Here is a 19,686-nt window from a genome sequence, read left to right as displayed (position 1 = left end):
ATGGAGTTCGCTCGGGTCTGCCCGTTCTGCGCCGAGGCGCTCGACCCGCAGGACGTCTTCTGCGAAGCCTGCGGACGCAACCTGGCGTCCGCGGAGGCCCGCGGCGAGCAGCCGGCCCCGGCCGGGACGCCGGCCGGGCCCGCCGCCGAGGCCGGTCCGCCGGCGGGCGGCTGCGTGCAGTGCGGCGCGCCGCAGGTCAGCGCGGACGGCTACTGCGAGGCCTGCGGCGCGGCCCAGCCGCGCCCGCGCGACCACGTGGAGCGCGAGCTGTCCGGGGTCGCCGCGGTGAGCGACCGCGGGGTGCGGCACCACCGCAACGAGGACTCCTTCGCCGTGGCGGCCACCTCGCTGCCCGACGGGCGCAGCGCCCAGGTCGCGGTGGTCTGCGACGGGGTCTCCTCGGCCGCCCGGCCGGACGAGGCCTCGCAGACCGCCGCCGACAACGCCAGCGAGGCGCTGCTGACCGCGCTGGAGCACGGCGTGGCCCCGGAGCCCGCGATGCGCCAGGCGATCCTGACCGCCGCCGCGGCGGTCGCCGAGCTGGGCCGCACCGGCCGCCCGGAGGTCGGGCGCAACTCCCCGGCCTGCACCTTCGTCGGCGCGGTCGCCGCCGGCGGGGTGGTCACCGTGGGCTGGGTCGGCGACAGCCGGGCCTACTGGGTCCCGGACGAGCGCGGTGCCGAGCCCTACCGGCTGACCGAGGACGACTCCTGGGCCTCCGGCATGGTGGCGGCCGGCCTGATGTCCGAGGCCGAGGCCTACGCCGACGCCCGGGCGCACGCCATCACCGGCTGGCTGGGCGCGGACGCCGACGACGTCGAACCGCACACCGTCGCCTTCACCCCGCACGTGCCCGGGGTGCTGGTGATCTGCACCGACGGCCTGTGGAACTACGCCGAGGCCGCCACCGACCTGGCCGACCTGGTCCGTCCGGACGCCCGGCAGGACCCGCTGCGGGCCGCCCGCACGCTGGTCTCCTTCGCGGTCGCCGCCGGCGGCCACGACAACATCACGGTGGCGGTGCTGCCGGTGCTGCCGGACCCGGCGGCCGGCTACACCGAGACCGCCCTCGACCTGCCCGTGCTGCAAAATCCGCACCAGGCGGCGCCGGCCTCCGTCGCCGCGCCGGCCGCCCCGGCCGCGCCCCCGGTACCGCCGTTGCCGCCGCTGCCGCCCCGGCCGCCGCTCCCGCCGCGCTGAACGCGGCACCCAGACACTTCTCGTTCCCCCTCCCGTTCAGGAGTCCACGGCCATGGCCAGTCTCGCCAAGTCCAACCTGCCGAACTTCACCACCGACATCTTCCAGAACGAGTACCTCGCGGACGGCTCCCGCGAGGTCAACGCGATCGTCACGGTCACCGCCACCGGCGGCGGCACCACCGGCGGGCGCCCGCTGGCGGTCGGCGACGCCGCCGCCGGCTCCGGGCAGGACGCCGCGGTGGTGCTGATGGTCGACTGCTCGGGTTCGATGGACTACCCGCCGACCAAGATGCGCAACGCCCGCGACGCCACCGCGGTGGCGATCGACACCGTCCGCGACGGCGTGGCCTTCGCGGTGGTCGCCGGCACCCACGAGGCCCGCGAGGTCTACCCCGGCGACGGCAGCCTGGCGATCGCCTCGCCCGCCACCCGGGAGGCCGCCAAGCAGTCGCTGCGCAAGCTCACCGCGGGCGGCGGCACCGCGATCGGCACCTGGCTGACCCTGGCCGACAAGCTCTTCCTGACCCGCCGCGACTTCGCCATCCGGCACGGCATCCTGCTCACCGACGGCCGCAACGAGCACGAGAAGCCGGAGGACCTGCAGAAGGTGCTGGACCGGGTCAGCGGCCACTTCACCGCCGACTGCCGCGGGGTCGGGACCGACTGGGAGATCGCCGAGCTGCGCCGGATCTCCTCCGCGCTGCTCGGCACGGTGGACATCGTCGCGGAGCCCTCGGGCCTGGCCGAGGACTTCCGCTCGATGATGGAGACCGCGATGGGCAAGCAGGTCGCGGACGTGGCGCTGCGGGTCTGGACGCCGGCCAACGCGGCCGTGAAGTTCGTCAAGCAGGTCGCCCCGAACCTGGAGGACCTGACCGGTCGCCGGGTCGAGGCCGGGCCGCGGGCCGGCGACTACCCGACCGGCTCCTGGGGCGACGAGAGCCGCGACTACCACGTCTGCGTGGAGGTGCCGAGCGCCGCGGTGGGCAACGAGATGCTGGCCGCCCGGATCTCGCTGGTGCTGCCGCAGGCCGGCGGCCCCGGCGAGGTGCTCTCCCAGGGTCTGGTCAAGGCGATCTGGACCGATGACCTGGCCTCCTCCACCAAGATCAGCCCGCAGGTGGCCCACTACACCGGGCAGGCCGAGCTGGCCGACGCGATCCAGGAGGGCCTGGAGGCGCACCGGGCCGGCGACATGGACACCGCCACCGCCAAGCTCGGCGCGGCGGTCAAGCTGGCCCACCAGACCGGCAACGAGGGCACCTTCAAGCTGCTCCAGAAGGTCGTCGACGTGGTGGACGCCAAGGAGGGCACGGTCAAGTTCCGCAAGGACGTCAGCGAGGCCGACTCGATGACGCTGGAGACCCGCTCGACCAAGACCGTCCGGGTGGCGGGCAAGAAGCGCCCGGAGTGAGTGGGTGCTGGTCGAACGGGGCATGGACGGCGCGGACGCGACGTTCACCGCTCCACCACCCATCGGTATCGTGGTGCGCTGACATGACCTGGTGCCACCGCGAGCCGGACCTGCTGAGATCTGGGGGACTTGATGCCGATCTGCCCTAGGGGCCACGAGTCGCAAGCCGAGGACTGGTGCGACTTCTGCGGCTTCCCGATGAACCCGGCCTCCGGGCCGGTGCCGGTGGGGGCGGCCGGCGGCGCGGCACCGTTCCCGCCGGCTCCGCCGATGCCGCCCGCGCCGCCGATGGGCATGGGCGGCTTCCCCGGTGCCACCGAGGCGCTGGTCACCTGCCCGATCTGCCAGACCCCGCAGACCGGCCGGTACTGCGAGGAGTGCGGCTACGACTACGAGCTGGCCGCCTCGCCGCAGCAGCACGCCCCGTCGCCGTACCAGCAGCAGCCGCCGCAGCAGCCGGGGTACGGCTACCCGCCGGCGCCGCCGCAGCACCAGCAGCCCTACCAGCAGCCGCCGCAGCAGCCCGGTTACGGCTACCCGCCGGTCGGCGAGTCGCCGTACGCCGCCGCCCCGGTCTACCCGCCGCCGGGCGAGTCCCCGCTGCCGCCCGCTTTCCCGCAGCACGGCGAGCAGCCGGCACCGGGCAACGACCCGTACGGGACCTCCTTCCACCTGCCGCCGCCGGCCCAGCAGGTCGCGCCGGAGCCGCCCCGCACCACCACCTGGGTGGCCGTGGTCGCCGCCGACCGCGAGTACTTCACCGAGATGATGGCCCGCAGCGGTCCGGAGGCGGCCGGCCTGTTCTTCCCGCCGTACTGCCCCGAGCGCCGGATCCCGATCACCGGGCGCGGCCAGCTGCGGATCGGGCGGCGCAGCCAGCACAAGGGCACCGTGCCGGAGATCGACCTGTCGGTCCCGCCCGAGGACCCGGGCGCCTCGCACCAGCACGCGCTGCTGGCCGAGCAGCCCGACGGCAGCTGGGTGCTGGTCGACCAGGACTCCACCAACGGCACCACGATGAACGGCGGCGCCGACCCGGTCGCCCCGCACACCGCGATCCCGCTCAACGAGGGCGACCGGATCCACATCGGCGCCTGGACCACGATCACGCTGATCCGCGCCTGACCCCCGTCCACGCCTGACCCACCGGAGGGCCGCCCTGCCGGCCACCGCCCGGTCAGGGGTGGAATATCCGGGAAAAGTCGGGGGAATCGCCCAGGGTCCCGACCCGTCGCCCACCGCTAGGGTCGGGACCCATGACGACAGCAATATCCGCCTCCGGGATCCGGAAGCGGTACGGGGACGTCCAGGCCGTCGACGGGGTTTCGTTGACGGTCGGGGCGGGTGAGTTCTTCGGTCTGCTCGGGCCCAACGGCGCCGGCAAGACCACCACGCTGGAGATCCTCGAGGGGATCCGCGAACCCGACGAGGGCCACATCGAGCTGCTGGGCCTCAAGCCCTGGCCGCGCAACCCCAAGCTGCTGCCCCGGATCGGGGTGCAGTTCCAGGCCTCCGCCTTCTTCGACAAACTGACGGCGCGGGAGACCATCCGCACCTTCGCCTCCTTCTACGGCATCGGCGCCCGGCGGGCGGACGCCTGGCTGGAGCGGGTCGGCCTGACCGAGTCCGCCATGGTCCGCACCGACAAGATGTCCGGCGGCCAGGCCCAGCGCCTGTCCATCGCCTGCGCCCTGGTGCACGACCCCGAACTGGTCTTCCTCGACGAGCCGACCACCGGCCTCGACCCGCAGGCCCGGCGCAACCTGTGGGACCTGCTGCGGGACATCAACGCCGAAGGACGCACGGTCGTGCTGACGACCCATTACCTCGACGAGGCCGAGGTGCTCTGCGACCGGGTCGCGGTGATGGACCACGGCAAGGTGCTGCGCACCGGCGCCCCCGCCGCCCTGGTGCGCGAGCTGGACGACACGGTGCGGATCAGCGTCGAGTCCGGCCTGCTCGGTGTCGAGGCGGCGCGCGACCTGCTGTCCGCCGCCGGGGCCGAGGCCACCGCGGTGGAGGACGACGGGGTGCTGCTGTCGATCGCCACCCCCGCGCCGGCCCCGGTGCTCGCGGTGCTGGCCGAGCGGAACGCGCTGCGCGGCCTGGAGGTCCGCGGGGCCACCCTGGAGGACGTCTTCCTGCACCTCACCGGACGGGAGTACCGGGCATGACCGACACCCACACCCCGGCCGCCGGCGCCACGCCGGACACCGCGGCGCAGGACCCGGCGGGCAGCACCCGGCGGCAACGCCCGGGCGCCGGCACCGGCACCGGCACCGGCCCCGACCGCGCATCGGACGCCGACGGCGGCCGGGCCAGCGGCTTCCTCGCCCTGTCCCGGGTGATGCTGGTGACCTTCGTCCGGGACCGCACGGCGCTCTTCTTCACCCTCGCCATGCCGCTGATGTTCCTGGTGCTCTTCGGCTTCCTGTTCAAGGGCGCCAGCTCGCCGCACCTGAAGGTGGCGCAGGTCGGATCGGTCGCGGTGCTGGACTCGGCCACCGGCCAGACCCGGGCGGAGATCGGTCAGACCATGACCATCACCCACCTCACCGACGAGCAGAGCGCGCTCGCCAAGGTGAAGAAGGGCGACTACGACGCGCTGGTCGAGCAGGGCCCGGACGGCCAGGTGATCGTGCGATACAGCGCGAGCGACACGGTCAAGTCCGGCGGCGTGCAGGGGCTGATGAGCGCGGTGGTCCAGCAGGCCAACCTGGACGCCGCGCACGTCACCACCCCCGCGTACACCCTGGTCACCGGCCAGGTCGAGGACCAGAGCCTGAAGCCGATCCAGTTCCTCACCCCCGGCCTGCTCGGCTGGGCGATCGCCACCGGCGCGATCTTCGGCGCCTCGCTCAGCCTGGTCAACTGGCGCAAGAAGCGGCTGCTGCGCCGGCTGCGGCTGGCGCCGGTCGGCGTCGGGTCGATCGTCGCCTCCCGGGTGCTGGTCACCTGCCTGGTGGCGCTGGCGCAGACCGCGATCTTCCTGGTGGTGGCCACCACCCCGGCCTTCGGCCTCAAGCTGACCGGCAACTGGCCGCTGGTGATCCCGCTGGTGCTCTGCGCCACCCTGGCCTTCATGTCGATCGGCCTGGTCACCGGCGCGATCGCGAAGACCGAGGAGGCCGCCAACGGCATCAACCAGGTGATCGTGCTGCCGATGTCCTTCCTGTCCGGGGCCTTCTTCCCGCTGGACGGCTCCCCGCACTGGCTGCAGCAGCTCTCCAAGGTCTTCCCGCTGCACTACCTGGTCACCTCCGCGCAGACCGTGCTCAGCCGCGGCGGCGGCCTGACCGACGTGCTGCCGCAGATGGGCGGGCTGCTGGCGTTCGCCGCGGTGCTCAGCCTGATCGCCTGGCGGCTCTTCGACTGGGAAGAGGCGTAACCACCCGAGCACCCACCCCCGGGCCGGAGACCTAGGACGATCATCCCGGTTCCCGGCCCGGGCGGCGGTCTGCGACGATGGTCAGGTGACTGAGATCGGGCGGGACGGGACTCGCGAGGAGAGCTTCTACCAGGCGGTCGGCGGCGAGGCCACCTTCCGCCTGCTGGTGCACCACTTCTACCAGGGGGTGGCGCAGGACGAGGTGCTGCGGCCGATGTACCCGGAGGGGGACCTGGCCGACGCCGAGGAGCGGCTGGCACTGTTCCTGATGCAGTACTGGGGCGGCCCGCGCACCTACAGCGAGCAGCGCGGCCACCCGCGGCTGCGGATGCGGCACGTCCCGTTCAAGGTCGACCAGGCCGCGCACGACGCCTGGCTGCGGCACATGCGCACTGCCGTGGACGAGTTGGCGCTGGCCCCGGAGGCCGAGGCGCAGCTGTGGGACTACCTGACCTACGCGGCCGCCTCGATGATCAACTCGGCCTGACCGCGCCGGCCGTGGCCTGACCACCGGGCACCCCGGATCTTCGTACCGTCTTCATATCAACAGCGGCCACTCCGTACCCGGCCCTTCCCCCGCGTCCCCTTCCTGTGCCACGATCCCCCGTTATTCGGACGTTTGGTCGGGGGTATCGGGGGAGGCACCACGTCCATGCTCTTCGTCCTGCGAAGATTGCGCAGCCGGTCACTGCTGGCCACCGCAGCCGCACTCACCGTGTTGCTCACCGCGGCCGTGCTCTGCGCACTGAACACCTTCGAGGCGGGCGTCGGCGACGCCGGGGTCCGCCGGGCGCTGGGCGGCCAGGACCGGGGCAGCGCGTTCGTCCTGGTCAACGCCGACAGCACCGACGTGACCGCCCGGCCCCAGGCCGAACAGGCGGTCCGGGAGCTGGCCGGCCGGGCCTTCGGGCCGCTGCCGGAGACCGTCCACGAGGCCGCCGTCAGCCACTCCTACGCCCTGCCCGGGCCGGCCGCCGGCGGCGGCGGGGCGCAGCAGCAGGAGCCGGACCTGACCGTGCTCGCCTCGCTCGACCCCGCCCGGGTCACCCTGAGCGTCGGCCGGGCCCCGCAGCCCACCGCCGCCGGCGCCCCGGTCGAGGTAGCCGTGCCGGCGCTGGCGGCCACCCGGCTCGGGCTGACCGGGGGCCGACTGCCGGCCGCGCTGCACCTGGTCGACCGGTCCACCGACGCACCGCTGGACGTGCTGGTCACCGGCGTCTACCAGCCCGCCGACCCGACCGACCCGTACTGGCAGATCGACCCGCTCGGCGGTCGCGGCATCCGGCTCGGCGGCTACACCACCTACGGCCCGCTGCTCACCCCGGACGCCGCCTTCAGCAGCGGCCGGCTCCCCCAGCAGGGCCTCGACTGGGTGGTCACCGCGGACTTCTCCCGGGTGCACGCGAGCAGCCTGGACGCGCTCGGCGCCCGGCTGCCCGGTCTGCTCGCCGACTTCCGGACCGGCACCGGCTTCACCGCCACCAGCCCGCTCCCCGCCACCCTCACCACCCTGCACAACGACCTGCTGGCGGCCCGCTCCACCCTGGTGATCGGCGCCGTGCAGCTGGTGGTGCTGGCGGTCGGCGCGCTGCTCCTGGTCACCCGGCTGCTGACGGCCCGCCAGGCCGCCGAGGACGCCCTGCTCACCGCGCGCGGCGCCACCTGGCAGCGGGTGGCCGGACTCACCGCGCTGGAGGCGGCGCTGCTCGCGCTGCCCGCGGCGCTGCTGGCACCGCCGCTCACCCCGCTGCTGGTCCGGCTGATCGACCGGACCGGGCCGCTCACCCGGGCCGGGGTGCGGCTGGGCGGCGGCATCCCGGCGGCCTGCTGGCCGATCGCGCTCGCGGTGGCGGCCGGCGCGGTGCTGGTGGTGCTGCTGCCCACCGCGGCACGGGCCGCCGGCTCGGCGCTGCGCGGGCGGGTCGGGCGGGTGGGCTTCGGCTCCCGGCCGGCCCGCTCCGGCGCCGACCTCGCGCTGCTCGCGCTGGCGGTCCTCGGGTACCTCCAACTCGCGCACTACGGCAGCGGATCCGGCCACCCGGGCGCCGACGGCACGCCGGCTCCCGGAGGCGGCGCGCTGACCGCCGACGCGAGCGGCCGGCTCGGCCTGGACCCGCTGCTGGCCGCCGCCCCCGCGCTCGCGCTCTGCGCCGGGACCGCGCTGGCGATCCGGCTGCTGCCGCCGGCCGCCCGGCTCGCCGAGCGCTGGATCCGCGGCGGCCGCGGCCTGTCGGCCGCACTGGCCGGCTGGCAGCTCGCCCGCCGCCCCCGGCACACCGCCGGTCCGGTGCTGCTGCTGGTCTTCGCGGTCTCGATGGGCCTGCTCGCGCTCGGCCAGGCCGCCTCGCTGAACACCTCCCAGCACGACCAGGCCGAGTACGGCACCGCGGGCGGGCTGCGGGTCACCGGGCTGCCGGTGCCGGCGCCCGGCCAGAGCGGGCTGCTGACGACGGCACCCGGCGGCACCCGGTTCCTGCCCGTCTCCCGCCAGCCGCTGCCGCTGAACTCCGGGCGGACGGCCCAACTGCTCGCCCTGGACGGCAGGTCCGCAGCCACCGAGCTGGGCGGGCGGGCCGACCTCACCCGCGGGCACTCCCCCGCCGCGCTGCTCGCCCCGCTCGCCGCCCCCGCGCCCACCGGCGCGGCGCCGCTGGTGCTGCCCGGGCAGCCGACCGCGCTGCAACTGGACGTCACGGTCGCCACCGAGGCACCGGCGCAGAGCCCCTTCCCCCTCCCCGGCGCACCGCCGCCGGGCATGGTGGCCTCGCCCGACGGCCCCTCGGTGACCCTGGAGCTGCACGACCGGCTCGGGGTGGCCTTCACCGTGACCAGCCCCACGCTGCCCGCCCAGGGCGACGGGAGCCTGCGCATCGACCTCGGCGCCGCGCTCGGTACTCCGGCCGGCCGGGCCGCCTACCCGCTGACCCTCACCGCGATCGACGTCAGCTCGGACACCAGCTCCACGTTCGGCGGTGCGGTCGCGCTGACCGTGCACCGGATCAGCTCGGTGGACGCCGCCGGCCACGCCACCGCCCTGGCCGCCACCGCTCCGTCGACCGCCGCTCCGACCGCCGCCGGGCCCGGCTGGGACGCCGCCACCACCAGCAAGAACGCCCTCACCGCCAAGACCTTCCGGCTCGACCCGCCGACCGGCGGTGACCTGCTCCGGATCGGCAAGATGGTCGGCTTCGTCGGTGTCCGGCTGACCCCCACCGGCAGCGGCACCGCACCGGCCACCGTGCCCGCGCTCGCCAGCTCCGACTTCCTCTCCGCGACCGGGTCCGCGGTCGGCCAGCAGGTGTCCGTGCAGCTCGGCACCGGCCGGATCGACCTCACCGTCACCGGCGTGCTGCCCGCCCTGCCCACCACCGGCGACGACGGCGGCGGCCCGACCGCCGCCGTCCTGGTCGACCTGGACACCGTCAACCGGGCGCTGACCGCCGCCGGCGGCGCACCGCTCGACCCGACCGAGTGGTGGCTGCCAGCCACCGGCCCCGGCGACCCGGTACCGGCGCAGGCCGCCGCCGCGCTGCAACGGGGCACGCTGCCGGCACAGTTCCAGCTGAACACCGCGGTGCTGGCCACGCTGCGCAGCGACCCGCTGGCCACCGCCGCGCAGAGCGCGCTGCTCGCGCTCACCGCCACCGCCGTCGCGCTCGCCGCGATCGGCTTCGTGGCCGCCGCCGTGGGCGCCGCCGCCGAGCGGGCCGGCGAGTTCGCCGTGCTGCGCGCGATCGGCACGCCGCACCGGCAACTGGCCCGGACCACCGCCGCCGAACAGGCCCTGCTGATCGGGTTCGGGCTCGGCCTCGGCACGCTGCTCGGCACCGTCCTGGTGCACCTCGTGGTCCCGGACACGGTGCTCACCGCGACCGCGCACCGGCCGGTGCCGCCCGTCCTGGTGGAGCTGCCGCTCTGGCAGGCGCTGGGGCTGCTGGCCGCGACCGCCGCGCTGCCCGCCCTGGTGACCGCCCACCGGATGCTGCGCCGCCCGCGCGCCGCCGAGACCACCGCCCGGCTGCGCCACTCGGAGGAGATGTGAGCGACCACCAGGCACCGTCCGCCGACGGCAGCCGGCCCCCCGGCCCCGCAGCCGAACCCGCGACCGCCAGCGGACCCGCGGTCGGCTCCTGGCTGCGCACCCGGCTGCGGGCCGGGCGCGCGGGCGCGCTGCTGCTCGCCGTCCTGGTCTGCGGCACCGCCTTCCTGGCCGCCGCCCTGCCCCGCACGCTCGACCGGGACGCGGACCGGGCAACCACCGAGCTGCTCACCTCGGCGACCCCGCAGGCCCGCAGCCTGACGGCGTCGGTCCCCGCGGTCCGGGTGGGCCGGACCCCGTCCGATCCCCCGCTGACCAGCTACGGCACCGCCGACTCCGAGCGGGTGGCGGCGACCGTCGAGGCCGAGCTCGGCCCGCCGCTGGCCGCCGCCCCGGCCGACAACGCCTACGGCACCCGGACCACCCACCCCCGCTTCCTCACCGACCCCGGCCTGCCGATGCCCGGCGGCGCCCTGCCGGCGATGAACCTGATCGACCTGGCCGGCCAGGACTCCCGGATCCACCTGGTCGCCGGGCGCCTGCCGCAGAGCGCGCACGTCCCGCCCGCCGGCGTCAGCGGTCCCGGGCTGCCGCCGCCCGGCGCGGCACCGGACCCGGGCTTCGTCGGCCCCGACACCTTCGAGGTGGCGCTGGCCGAACCCACCGCCGAGCTGCTGCACGTGGGCGTCGGCTCGGTGCTGCACACCGGCCTGGTGCAGGTCCCCGGCACCGCCGGGCCGCCGACCGGCCACCGCGGCGAGGGCGCCGAGGCGGTCGTGGTGGGCGTCTTCACCGCGGACGACCCGGCGGCCGCCGCCTGGTCCGCCACGCCGTGCGTGACCGGCCCCTGCGAGGAGTTCACCGGCGAGCCGCCCGTGCCGTACTGGCAGGTGGACGCCCTGGTCGGGTCGGGCGAGCAGCCGGCGCTCTCCAACTGGGGCCTCGACGAGCTGTTCTGGCAGCTCCCGATCGACCCGCACCACCTGCACGCCTACCAGATCGGCGCCGCCCAGCGGCTGCTCGCCTCGGTCCTCGACGGGCCGCGGGCCGCGCAGCTGCCCGCGGCGGCCGGCCTGCCCGGCCTGCGGCTCGACTCGGCGCTGCCGACCCTGCTGGCCGAGGTCCAGCAGCAGCGCACGGCCGCCGCCCCGCTCTCCGCGGTCGGCCCGCTGGGGGCCGGGACGGTCGCCCTGGTGGTGCTGCTGCTGGCCGCCGGACTGGCGGTGGACCGGCGCCAGGCCGAACTGGTGCTGCTGCGGGCCCGCGGCGGCTCGCTGCCCGGGATCGGCGGGCGGCTGCTGGCCGAGACCGCGGTCGCGGTGCTGCCGGCCACCGCGCTCGGCACCGGACTGGCCCTGCTGCTGCCGGCCCCGCGCTGGACCACCGCGCTGCTGCTCGGCGGGCTGACCGGGCTGCTGGCGCTGCTGGCGCTGCCGCTCTGGGCGGTCGCGGTGCTACGCGCGGGCGGCCTGGGCCACCGGCGCCGCCGCCCGGCCGCGAACGCCGCCCGGCGCACCCGCCGGGTCGACCGGCTGGGCGGGACCGGACGGCTGGTCGCCGAGGCACTGGCCCTGGTGCTGGCCGCCGCCGCGGTGCTCGCGGTGCGCCGGCGCGGCGTGGCCGCACCGGGCAGCTCGGTCGACCTGCTGCTGAGCGCCGCGCCCGTGCTGCTCGCGGTGGCCGGCGCGGTGCTGCTGGCCAGGCTGCGCCCGCTGCTGCTCGCGCCCTGGGTCCGCTGGGCGGCCCGCCGGCCAGGGGCGCTCGGCTTCCTGGGACTGGCCCGGGCCACCCGCGGCACCGGACGGGCGGGCGGTGCCGACCGGACCCGCCGGCCACCCACCCTGCTGCCGCTGCTGGCCCTGCTGCTCGCGGTCGCCACGGGCGGCCTGGGCGTCACCGTGCTGGGCACCGCCGACGCCGACCGGCAGGACGCGGCCCGGCAGAGCATCGGCGGCGACGCCGAGGTGCTGGCCTCGGCGGACCAGGGCACGCTGCCCGACGGGTTCGCCGCGGCCGCCGCCCGGTTGCCGGGGGTGCGGGCCGGGGTGCCGGTGGTGGTGGACCCGCTGGCCACCTTCGAGACCGCGACCGGGGCCAGCGTGGCCGGCGTGCTGGTGATCGTCGATCCGACGAGCTACGCGGCGCTGGCCGGGCGGACCGGCGACACCACCTTCGACCCGGCGGTGCTGGGCGGGGACGGGGGAGCCGCCGGCGGGGCGGGCGCGGTGCCGGCGCTGATCAGCGGCAACTCTGTGCAGACGCTGAGCGGTGGCGGCGACGACCAGGTCCAACTGCCCGCCGGCTTCGGCAACCTGACCTTCCGGCCGGCCGCGAGCTTCGGGACCACCCCGGCCGTGCCGGCCTACGGGGAGCGGACGGTGGTGGTCGTCTCGGGCGCCGCGCTGGTCCGCCAGGTGCCGGCCGCCGGACCGCTGGTGGCCGCGCCCACCGCCTGGTACGCGATCGGCGGCGGGATCCGCAGCGCCGACCTGCTCGGCCTGCTCGGGCGGCAGACCCAGCTGACCGGGCCCGGCGCCGCGCTGCAACTCGCCACCCGGTTCACGGTGGCGACCGGTGCCGAGCTGACCGCCCGGATCGGCGACAACCCGCTGCAGCACGGCACCACCCGGCTCTTCTGGACCGCCGTGGTCGCCGCCGCCGGGTACAGCGGGCTGGCGCTGCTGCTCGCCCTGCTCCGGGCCGGGCCGGAACGGGCCGCGCTGCTGGCCCGGTTGCGCACCATGGGCCTGCGCCCCGGGCAGGGCCTGGCGCTGGTCCTGATCGAGTCGCTGCCACCCGTGCTGCTGGCCGCGGCGGCCGGCGCCGGTCTGGCCTGGCTGACCGCGCCGCTGCTCGGGACCTCGGTCGACCTGTCGGCCATGGTCGGCATGGACGCGCTGCCCGGTGCGGGGCCGCTGCCCGGCGGACTGCGGGTGGCGATCGGGGCGGTGCTCGGCGTGGCGCTGCTGCTGACGGCGGTCGCCGTCGTCGTGGTGACCGTGGAAGCGGCCGTCGCCGGGCGGCGGCAGATCAACACCGAACTGAGAGCGGGTGACCAACGGTGAACGGTCCGGGGGAGGTTGGCGTGGCGGGCACCGCGGAGGGCACGGCGGAGGGCACCGCGGAGGTCGACTTCGCGGAGCTGAAGCGGCGGGCCCGGGCGGCCCGCGAGGCGGTCGACTACGGCCACGGCTCGGTGATCTCCTGCGACCGGCTGGTGCGGATCTTCACCGCCGACCGGGTCGAGGTGCAGGCGCTCCAGGGGCTGGACCTGCTGGTCGACCGGGGCGACCTGGTCGCGCTGGTCGGGGCCTCCGGCAGCGGCAAGTCCACGCTGCTCAACATCCTGGCCGGACTGGACGTGCCGTCGGCCGGCTCGGCCAGCGTCGGCGGCCACGACCTGCTGACCATGACCGCCAAGGAGCGGCTGCACTACCGCCGCGCGGTGGTGGGCTTCGTCTGGCAGCAGACCGCGCGCAACCTGCTGCCCTTCCTGACCGCCGCGCAGAACGTCGCGCTGCCGATGCAGCTGAACGGCGAGCGCTGGTCGGCGGGCCGGGCCGGCCGCCGGGCCGCCCGGGTGCGCGAGCTGCTCGGCACCCTCGGCATCGCCCAGCTGGCCGACCGGCGCCCCGCGCAGCTCTCCGGCGGCGAGCAGCAGCGGGTGGCGATCGCCGTCGCGATGGCCAACGACCCGTCCGTGGTGCTGGCCGACGAACCCACCGGGGAGCTGGACTCGGAGACCGCCGCCGGGATCTTCGAGGCCTTCCGCACCGTCAACCGCGACCTGGGCGCCACCGTGGTGATCGTGACCCACGACCCGATGGTGGCCGGCGAGGTGCGGCGCACGGTGGCGATCCGGGACGGGCGGACCAGCACCGAGGTGCTGCGCCGGACCGACACCGACGAGCACGGGCAGCGGACCGTCAGCGAGCGGGAGTACGTGATGCTGGACCGGTCCGGGCGGGTCCAGCTGCCGCGCGAGTTCCTGACCGCCCTGGGGATGGAGCACCGGGTCGCGGTGGACCTGGCCTCCGACCACATCGCGCTCCGCCCGGACGACCGCGCGGGCGACCGCCTGGACGACCGCTTGGACGACCGCGCCGACGCGCCTGCGGAGCCGGCGGCCGGCTGACCGGGGCGGGCCCGGCTCGGGCTCGCCCCGCTCCCGCTCAGCCCAACGGGGTGAGCCCGAGGCCGGCGCCAGGGGCGGCCTCGCCGCGCAGGACCACGGTGCCGTTGGGGGCGGTCAGCCGCAGCCAGCCGCCCGCGCGGTGCGCGGAGAGCGGCGCGCCCGGGTGCAGGAAGCCGATCCGGTAGGCGGCGTGCGCGGCCCGCAGCGGCAGCGCGGGGAAGGCGGTGAGCGGGCGGGACCAGATCTCGTCGGCCAGCCGGTCCAGCACCGCTCGGGTCCGGTGGTGCTCCGGCACCTCGGCCGTGCGCTGCTTGAACTCGGCCACCGCGGAGAACAGTTGCGGCAGCACCTGGTCGGCGCCGACGGTGCCCAGCGGCCGCCAGCCGGAACGCGGCGGCAGCAGGCCGGCCCAGGCCGGCCCGGTGACCGGCGGCGGCACGGCGAGCGCGCCGTGCTCCTGGTCCAGGCCCTCCAGCAGCTGGCCCGCGGAGAGGGTGAGGTCGGTCGGCTCGCCGACGGCCAGCCGGGCGGTGCGCAGGGCGAGCACCCCGCTGCTGCCCAGCGGCAGCCGACCGTAGACGGCCAGCACGCCGCCGGCCGGCTCATCCGCCGCGTCGCCGGCCGCCGTGCCGCCCGGCACGGTCTGCAGCCGGACCGCCGCCGCGCGGTCGAAGCGCAGCAGCCGGGCCAGGAACGCGCCGAGGTCCGCCGCCTCGCGGGGATCGGCGAGGACGAACCGCGCGGTACTGATCACGATGGTGCTCACCTTCTCACGCCGGGCCGCGGCCGGATCAGGCCGCCGCCACCACCTTGTCACCCCGGGCGCCGCCACCGCTCGTGGGGTCCTCGGCCGGAGCGTCCTGCGGGGCGTCCATGAACACGGTCAGGTACTTCCGCTCCACCGGGCTGATCCGGCGCGGGCGGCCGTTCTCCAGGTCGTAGGGCACCACGACGGTGGAGGCCCGGACGTAGACCGTCTCGGTGCCGTCCTCCGCGACGTCCTTGACCTCGTAGCTGACGGTGAGCGAGGCGGCACCGATCCGGGTCACCCAGGTCTCGACGGTCACCGGCTCGGGGCGGTGCACCAGCGGCAGCTTGTAGTCGATCTCGTGCCGGGCCACCACCGAACCGCCCGCGAACTCCCCGACGCCGGCCGCGGTGGCCTGCCGGAACATGAAGTCGATCCGGGCCTCCTCCAGGTAGCGCAGGAAGATCGCGTTGTTCACGTGGCCGAAGGCGTCCATGTCGGACCACCGCAGCGGGCAGGCGTAGATGTGGCGCGCCACGAACGTCTCTCCTTCTTCCGGTCTCTCAGCCGGCACGCGAGGGTGTCGGCGGCCCCGCCGGCAGGGTGGCGGGGCAGGGGTCGGCAGTCAGCCGATCGGCCCGGCCGGACCCCACGCGGGGGCCTGACCGGGCCGCTGGTGCGCATGCTGACCGACGGTCAGCCGCGGGTCAGCTTCTTGTAGGTGGCGCGGTGCGGACGGGCCGCATCGGCACCCAGGCGGTCGATCTTGTTCTTCTCGTAGGACTCGAAGTTGCCCTCGAACCAGAACCACTTGCTCTCGCCCTCGTAGGCGAGGATGTGGGTGGCCACTCGGTCCAGGAACCAGCGGTCGTGCGAGATGACCACGGCGCAGCCCGGGAACTCCAGCAGCGCGTTCTCCAGCGAGGAGAGGGTCTCGACGTCGAGGTCGTTGGTCGGCTCGTCGAGCAGCAGCAGGTTGCCGCCCTGCTTGAGGGTGAGCGCCAGGTTCAGGCGGTTGCGCTCACCACCGGAGAGCACGCCGGCCGGCTTCTGCTGGTCCGGGCCCTTGAAGCCGAACGCGGAGACGTAGGCGCGGGAGGGCATCTCGACCTGGCCGACGTTGATCCAGTCGAGGCCGTCGGAGACGACCTCCCACAGGGTCTTCTTCGGGTCGATGTTGGACCGGCCCTGGTCGACGTAGCTGATCTTGACGGTCTCGCCGACCTTGACGTTGCCGGAGTCCGGGGTCTCCAGGCCCTGCAGCATCTTGAACAGGGTGGTCTTGCCGGCGCCGTTGGGGCCGATCACGCCGACGATGCCGTTGCGCGGCAGGGTGAAGCTGAGGCCGTCGATCAGGACCTTCTCGCCGAAGGCCTTGTTGAGGTCCTCGACCTCGACGACGACGCTGCCCAGGCGCGGGCCCGGCGGGATCTGGATCTCCTCGAAGTCCAGCTTCCGCATCTTGTCGGCCTCGGCGGCCATCTCCTCGTAGCGGGCCAGACGCGCCTTGGACTTGGCCTGCCGGCCCTTGGCGTTGGAGCGGACCCACTCCAGCTCTTCCTTGAGCCGCTTGGCGCGCTTGGCGTCCTTCTGGCCCTCGACCTTGAGACGGGACTGCTTGGTCTCGAGGTAGGTGGAGTAGTTGCCCTCGTACGGGTAGGCGCGACCGCGGTCGAGCTCCAGGATCCACTGGGCGACGTGGTCCAGGAAGTACCGGTCGTGGGTGACGGCGACGACGGTGCCCGCGTACTTGGCCAGGTGCTGCTCCAGCCAGTTCACCGACTCGGCGTCCAGGTGGTTGGTGGGCTCGTCGAGCAGCAGCAGGTCGGGGGCCTCGAGCAGCAGCTTGCAGAGCGCGACGCGACGGCGCTCACCACCGGAGAGGCTGGTGACCGGCCAGTCGCCGGGCGGGCAGCCGAGGGCGTCCATCGCCTGCTCCAGCTGCGCCTCGAGGTCCCAGGCGTTGGCGTGGTCCAGCTCCTCCTGGAGCTTGCCCATCTCGTCCAGCAGCGCGTCCGAGTAGTCGGTCGCCATCAGCTCGGCGATCTCGTTGAACCGGTCGAGCTTGCCCTTGGTCTCCTTGACGCCGTCCTGGACGTTCTCCAGGACCGTCTTGGACTCGTCCAGCGGCGGCTCCTGCAGGAGCATGCCGACGGTGAAGCCGGGCGAGAGGAAGGCGTCGCCGTTGGAGGGCTGCTCCAGGCCGGCCATCATCTTCAGCACCGTGGACTTACCGGCACCGTTGGGGCCGACGACGCCGATCTTCGCCCCGGGAAGGAAGCTGAGCGTCACGTCGTCAAGGATGACCTTGTCGCCGTGGGCCTTGCGCACCTTGCGCATCGTGTAGATGTATTCCGCCACGTGAGATCGCTCCGGCGTCGTCGAGGAGTTGTTTCAGGCTGTCAGCGTTCCATTGTGCCGCACGGGGAGTGCCAGTCCGAACCCGGTTTCCCGAGCACGGGGGTGCGCGGGGTGGCCGGGACGGGCCGGGGGCGGCGCCCGGGAACGCCAGTGGCCCGGTCCCCCGGGACCGGGCCACTGTTCGTGCCGCCCTCGGCGCAGCCGGCTCAGGGCCGGCTACGCCGAGGGGTGCGAACCGCTTGGTCAGGCAGCGGTGCGGCTGTGGCGACCGCGGCGGCGCATCATGAACACCGCGCCACCACCCAGCAGCACCAGGCCGGCGGCGAGACCGGCGATCAGGCCGGAGTTGCTACCGCCACCGGTGAACGCCAGGCTCTTGCCGGTCGGGCTGGCCGAGGCGCTCGGGACACCGCCCGCGGCGGGGGTGGTCGGCGAGGAGCTCGACGCGGGGGTCGGGCTGGCCGAGGTGCCGGTGCTCGGCTTCGGGGTCGGGGTGGCGACCGCGCAGTCGAGGATGCCCGAGAACTCCGAGCCGGGGCCGGTCAGGCCGGCCACCTTGATGTCGTAGGCCTGCTTCTGGGCCACCGGGACCGTCACGGTCTGGGTGGCACCCGGGGCGACCTGGACCGGGGCGATGGCCTTGCCCTCGTTGGTCAGGTTGAGGGTGTAGCTCTGGTCACCGTTGTTGGTGACGGTGACCACGACACCGTTCTTGGAGCAGACGACCGCCTCGGTGACGGCGGGCAGCGGGCCGGCCGGGGCCCAGCTCGCACCGGCGGTGGCGGAGACCGTGTCGGCCTGGGTGCCGGCCAGGATCAGGGTCTGGCTGTGGTTCTCCGGCGTGTAGCCGAGGCTGGTGAACGCCCGGCCGACCTGGACCTGGGCCGAGGTCGAGGCGGTGATGGTGGCCTTGCCCGCGTTGGCACCGGCCGGCGCCTTGACGAAGAGCTCGTCGCCGTTCTTGGCCGGCTTGGTCAGCTTGCCGCTGGAGTCGGACAGGACGTTGCCGCTCTTGTCCGTGAGCACCACGCCGGCCGCGCTGGAGGTCGAGTCGAGCGAGGCCGAGACCGAGTCACCGGTGCTGCCGATCGCGATCGGGCCGAGCAGCGCGCCGCTCTTGCCGGAGACCGACGGCGGGGTCAGGGTCAGCGACGGCGCCGGCTCCTTGACGTCGGTCGCGTGGTCGATCAGGTAGCTGGCCAGGCTCGCCGCGCCCTGGTCGACCGGGACCGCCTTGACGTGGTCGGAGAAGTGCCAGATCGCGGCCTGGGTGCCGGCGGCGGCCTCGTCCGGGCTCAGGGTGCCGGCGCCGACCTCCTGGGCCAGCTTGCCCAGGTCGGTGACCTGCGGGTAGGAGTTCTGCAGGATCCAGTTGATCTTGCCCGCGTCGGGGTTGGTCGCCAGCGAGGTGCCCGACCAGGCGGTCTCCTGGTACTTGGCGTGCGGCTGGGTCTCCATGCTGAGGTCGATGCAGTAGGTGTCGAACTCGGTGCCATCCGACGCCTTCAGCACGATCAGGCCGCCGCCGACGTTCCAGTCACTGTCGTTGATCGTGATCTGGCCACTGAACTTCATGTGGTCCTGGAGCGTCGCGGTGGCCCCCGTGCCACCCGAGCCGCCGTCGCCACCGTCGGCGACCGCAGCGCCCGCCGTGACGAACCCGCCGCCGACCACCACGCTCGATGCGAGCATGACAGCAGCTATGCGGGAGATTCCCCGCCGATGCATCTGGAACATGTAGACCCCTCCGGGCAGGGCCGCGCCCTTGACGGCCCGCCGCGCATTGCCGCGCTTGTGGCGCCGGCCGCACTTGTCTGAACCAGACGCATCTTATTGAGAACCTTCGGCCCGCAAACCTCCACGACTGAAGATGCGACTTCCGTATCAGAATTGTTATCAAGCCGGTTGCTTCCGCACCCAGCTGACGGATCGCCAGATTTTCGTCACTTTATCGACTCGGTGACCTGCCGATCGGCCTGATTGCACGTCGGCCGCCCGGAAGTGTCATCGAAAGCTCAATCAACGCTCAACAAGGCGACCAGTATGTGGCAAACCGACTACCCTCCGGCACGTTTTCGAACACCCTCCGATCGTACGTAAGCGGATCAGCCGTGCGGGCCGGGCGACCAGCCCCGGGGGCCGGCGGGTCGCCCAGCCCCCCCGACCTGGACCCACCGGCCGAGGGGGCGTCAGGAGGACCCAGAGGCGCGCGAAGCGGTCGAGAGGGATATAAGGCGGCGAACCATCCGCAACCACCCCGCATTCCCCACGGTCCGTCAGGCCGGCGTGGCGACCACCTCCCCCACCATCTCCCCCGCTGGCTCCCCCACCGCACCCACGCCGCTCCCGCCGCGCGCCGCCCGGCCCGCCCTCGCCGCCCCCGCCGCGCGGCCCGCCCGGG

The 19,686-nt window shown here is 74.7% G+C and carries 13 protein-coding genes; 9 read left to right on the top strand and 4 right to left on the bottom strand.

The genetic code is table 11. The annotated features are described in order from the left end of the window. The 9 genes from ACQRUO_RS22985 (at position 1) to ACQRUO_RS22945 (ending at position 14,176) form a co-directional block, all read left to right on the top strand. Positions 1-1,200, top strand: a complete 1,200-nt coding sequence (locus ACQRUO_RS22985; protein WP_428317911.1) for a PP2C family protein-serine/threonine phosphatase — start codon at positions 1-3, stop codon at positions 1,198-1,200. A gap of 52 nt (positions 1,201-1,252) precedes the next feature. Beyond that, entirely contained in the window at positions 1,253-2,614 is a 1,362-nt protein-coding gene (locus ACQRUO_RS22980) for a VWA domain-containing protein (protein WP_428317910.1), read from the top strand. 132 nt (positions 2,615-2,746) lie between these two features. After that, entirely contained in the window at positions 2,747-3,739 is a 993-nt protein-coding gene (locus ACQRUO_RS22975) for an FHA domain-containing protein (protein WP_428317909.1), read from the top strand. A gap of 131 nt (positions 3,740-3,870) precedes the next feature. Continuing rightward, positions 3,871-4,788, top strand: a complete 918-nt coding sequence (locus tag ACQRUO_RS22970; protein ID WP_428317908.1) for an ABC transporter ATP-binding protein — start codon at positions 3,871-3,873, stop codon at positions 4,786-4,788. Continuing rightward, complete coding sequence (locus tag ACQRUO_RS22965) at positions 4,785-6,002, top strand: ABC transporter permease (protein WP_428317907.1); 1,218 nt, start codon at positions 4,785-4,787, stop codon at positions 6,000-6,002. The genes ACQRUO_RS22970 and ACQRUO_RS22965 overlap by 4 nt, the downstream gene beginning before the upstream one ends. Positions 6,003-6,087: 85 nt before the next feature. Then, positions 6,088-6,489 (top strand): globin, encoded by a 402-nt coding sequence (locus ACQRUO_RS22960; protein ID WP_428317906.1) that lies wholly within the window; start codon positions 6,088-6,090, stop codon positions 6,487-6,489. Between the two features lie 165 nt (positions 6,490-6,654). Next, the gene (locus tag ACQRUO_RS22955; protein WP_428317905.1) at positions 6,655-10,044 is read left to right on the top strand and encodes an FtsX-like permease family protein; all 3,390 of its coding nucleotides are present in this window, start codon (positions 6,655-6,657) and stop codon (positions 10,042-10,044) included. Continuing rightward, on the top strand, positions 10,041-13,106 hold the full coding sequence (locus tag ACQRUO_RS22950) for a hypothetical protein (RefSeq protein ID WP_428317904.1): 3,066 nt from the start codon (positions 10,041-10,043) through the stop codon (positions 13,104-13,106). The genes ACQRUO_RS22955 and ACQRUO_RS22950 overlap by 4 nt, the downstream gene beginning before the upstream one ends. Positions 13,107-13,126: 20 nt before the next feature. Beyond that, positions 13,127-14,176 (top strand): ABC transporter ATP-binding protein, encoded by a 1,050-nt coding sequence (locus tag ACQRUO_RS22945; protein ID WP_428317903.1) that lies wholly within the window; start codon positions 13,127-13,129, stop codon positions 14,174-14,176. Positions 14,177-14,213: 37 nt separating this feature from the next. Here the strand turns inward: ACQRUO_RS22945 and ACQRUO_RS22940 are convergent, their stop codons facing one another. The 4 genes from ACQRUO_RS22940 to ACQRUO_RS22925 form a co-directional block, all read right to left on the bottom strand. Beyond that, the gene (locus ACQRUO_RS22940) at positions 14,214-14,933 is read right to left on the bottom strand and encodes a hypothetical protein (protein WP_428317924.1); all 720 of its coding nucleotides are present in this window, start codon (positions 14,931-14,933) and stop codon (positions 14,214-14,216) included. Between the two features lie 34 nt (positions 14,934-14,967). Then, on the bottom strand, positions 14,968-15,462 hold the full coding sequence (locus tag ACQRUO_RS22935; protein WP_428317902.1) for an acyl-CoA thioesterase: 495 nt from the start codon (positions 15,460-15,462) through the stop codon (positions 14,968-14,970). Positions 15,463-15,620: 158 nt separating this feature from the next. Next, the gene (gene ettA, locus ACQRUO_RS22930) at positions 15,621-17,285 is read right to left on the bottom strand and encodes an energy-dependent translational throttle protein EttA (RefSeq protein ID WP_428317901.1); all 1,665 of its coding nucleotides are present in this window, start codon (positions 17,283-17,285) and stop codon (positions 15,621-15,623) included. 243 nt (positions 17,286-17,528) lie between these two features. After that, the gene (locus ACQRUO_RS22925) at positions 17,529-18,977 is read right to left on the bottom strand and encodes a Cys-Gln thioester bond-forming surface protein (protein WP_428317900.1); all 1,449 of its coding nucleotides are present in this window, start codon (positions 18,975-18,977) and stop codon (positions 17,529-17,531) included. Positions 18,978-19,686: the final 709 nt, after the last annotated feature.

Origin of the sequence: Kitasatospora sp. LaBMicrA B282, assembly GCF_050325825.1 — a bacterium.
In the GTDB taxonomy this organism is placed as follows: domain Bacteria; phylum Actinomycetota; class Actinomycetes; order Streptomycetales; family Streptomycetaceae; genus Kitasatospora.
This window is presented reverse-complemented; position numbering and strand designations above follow the sequence as displayed.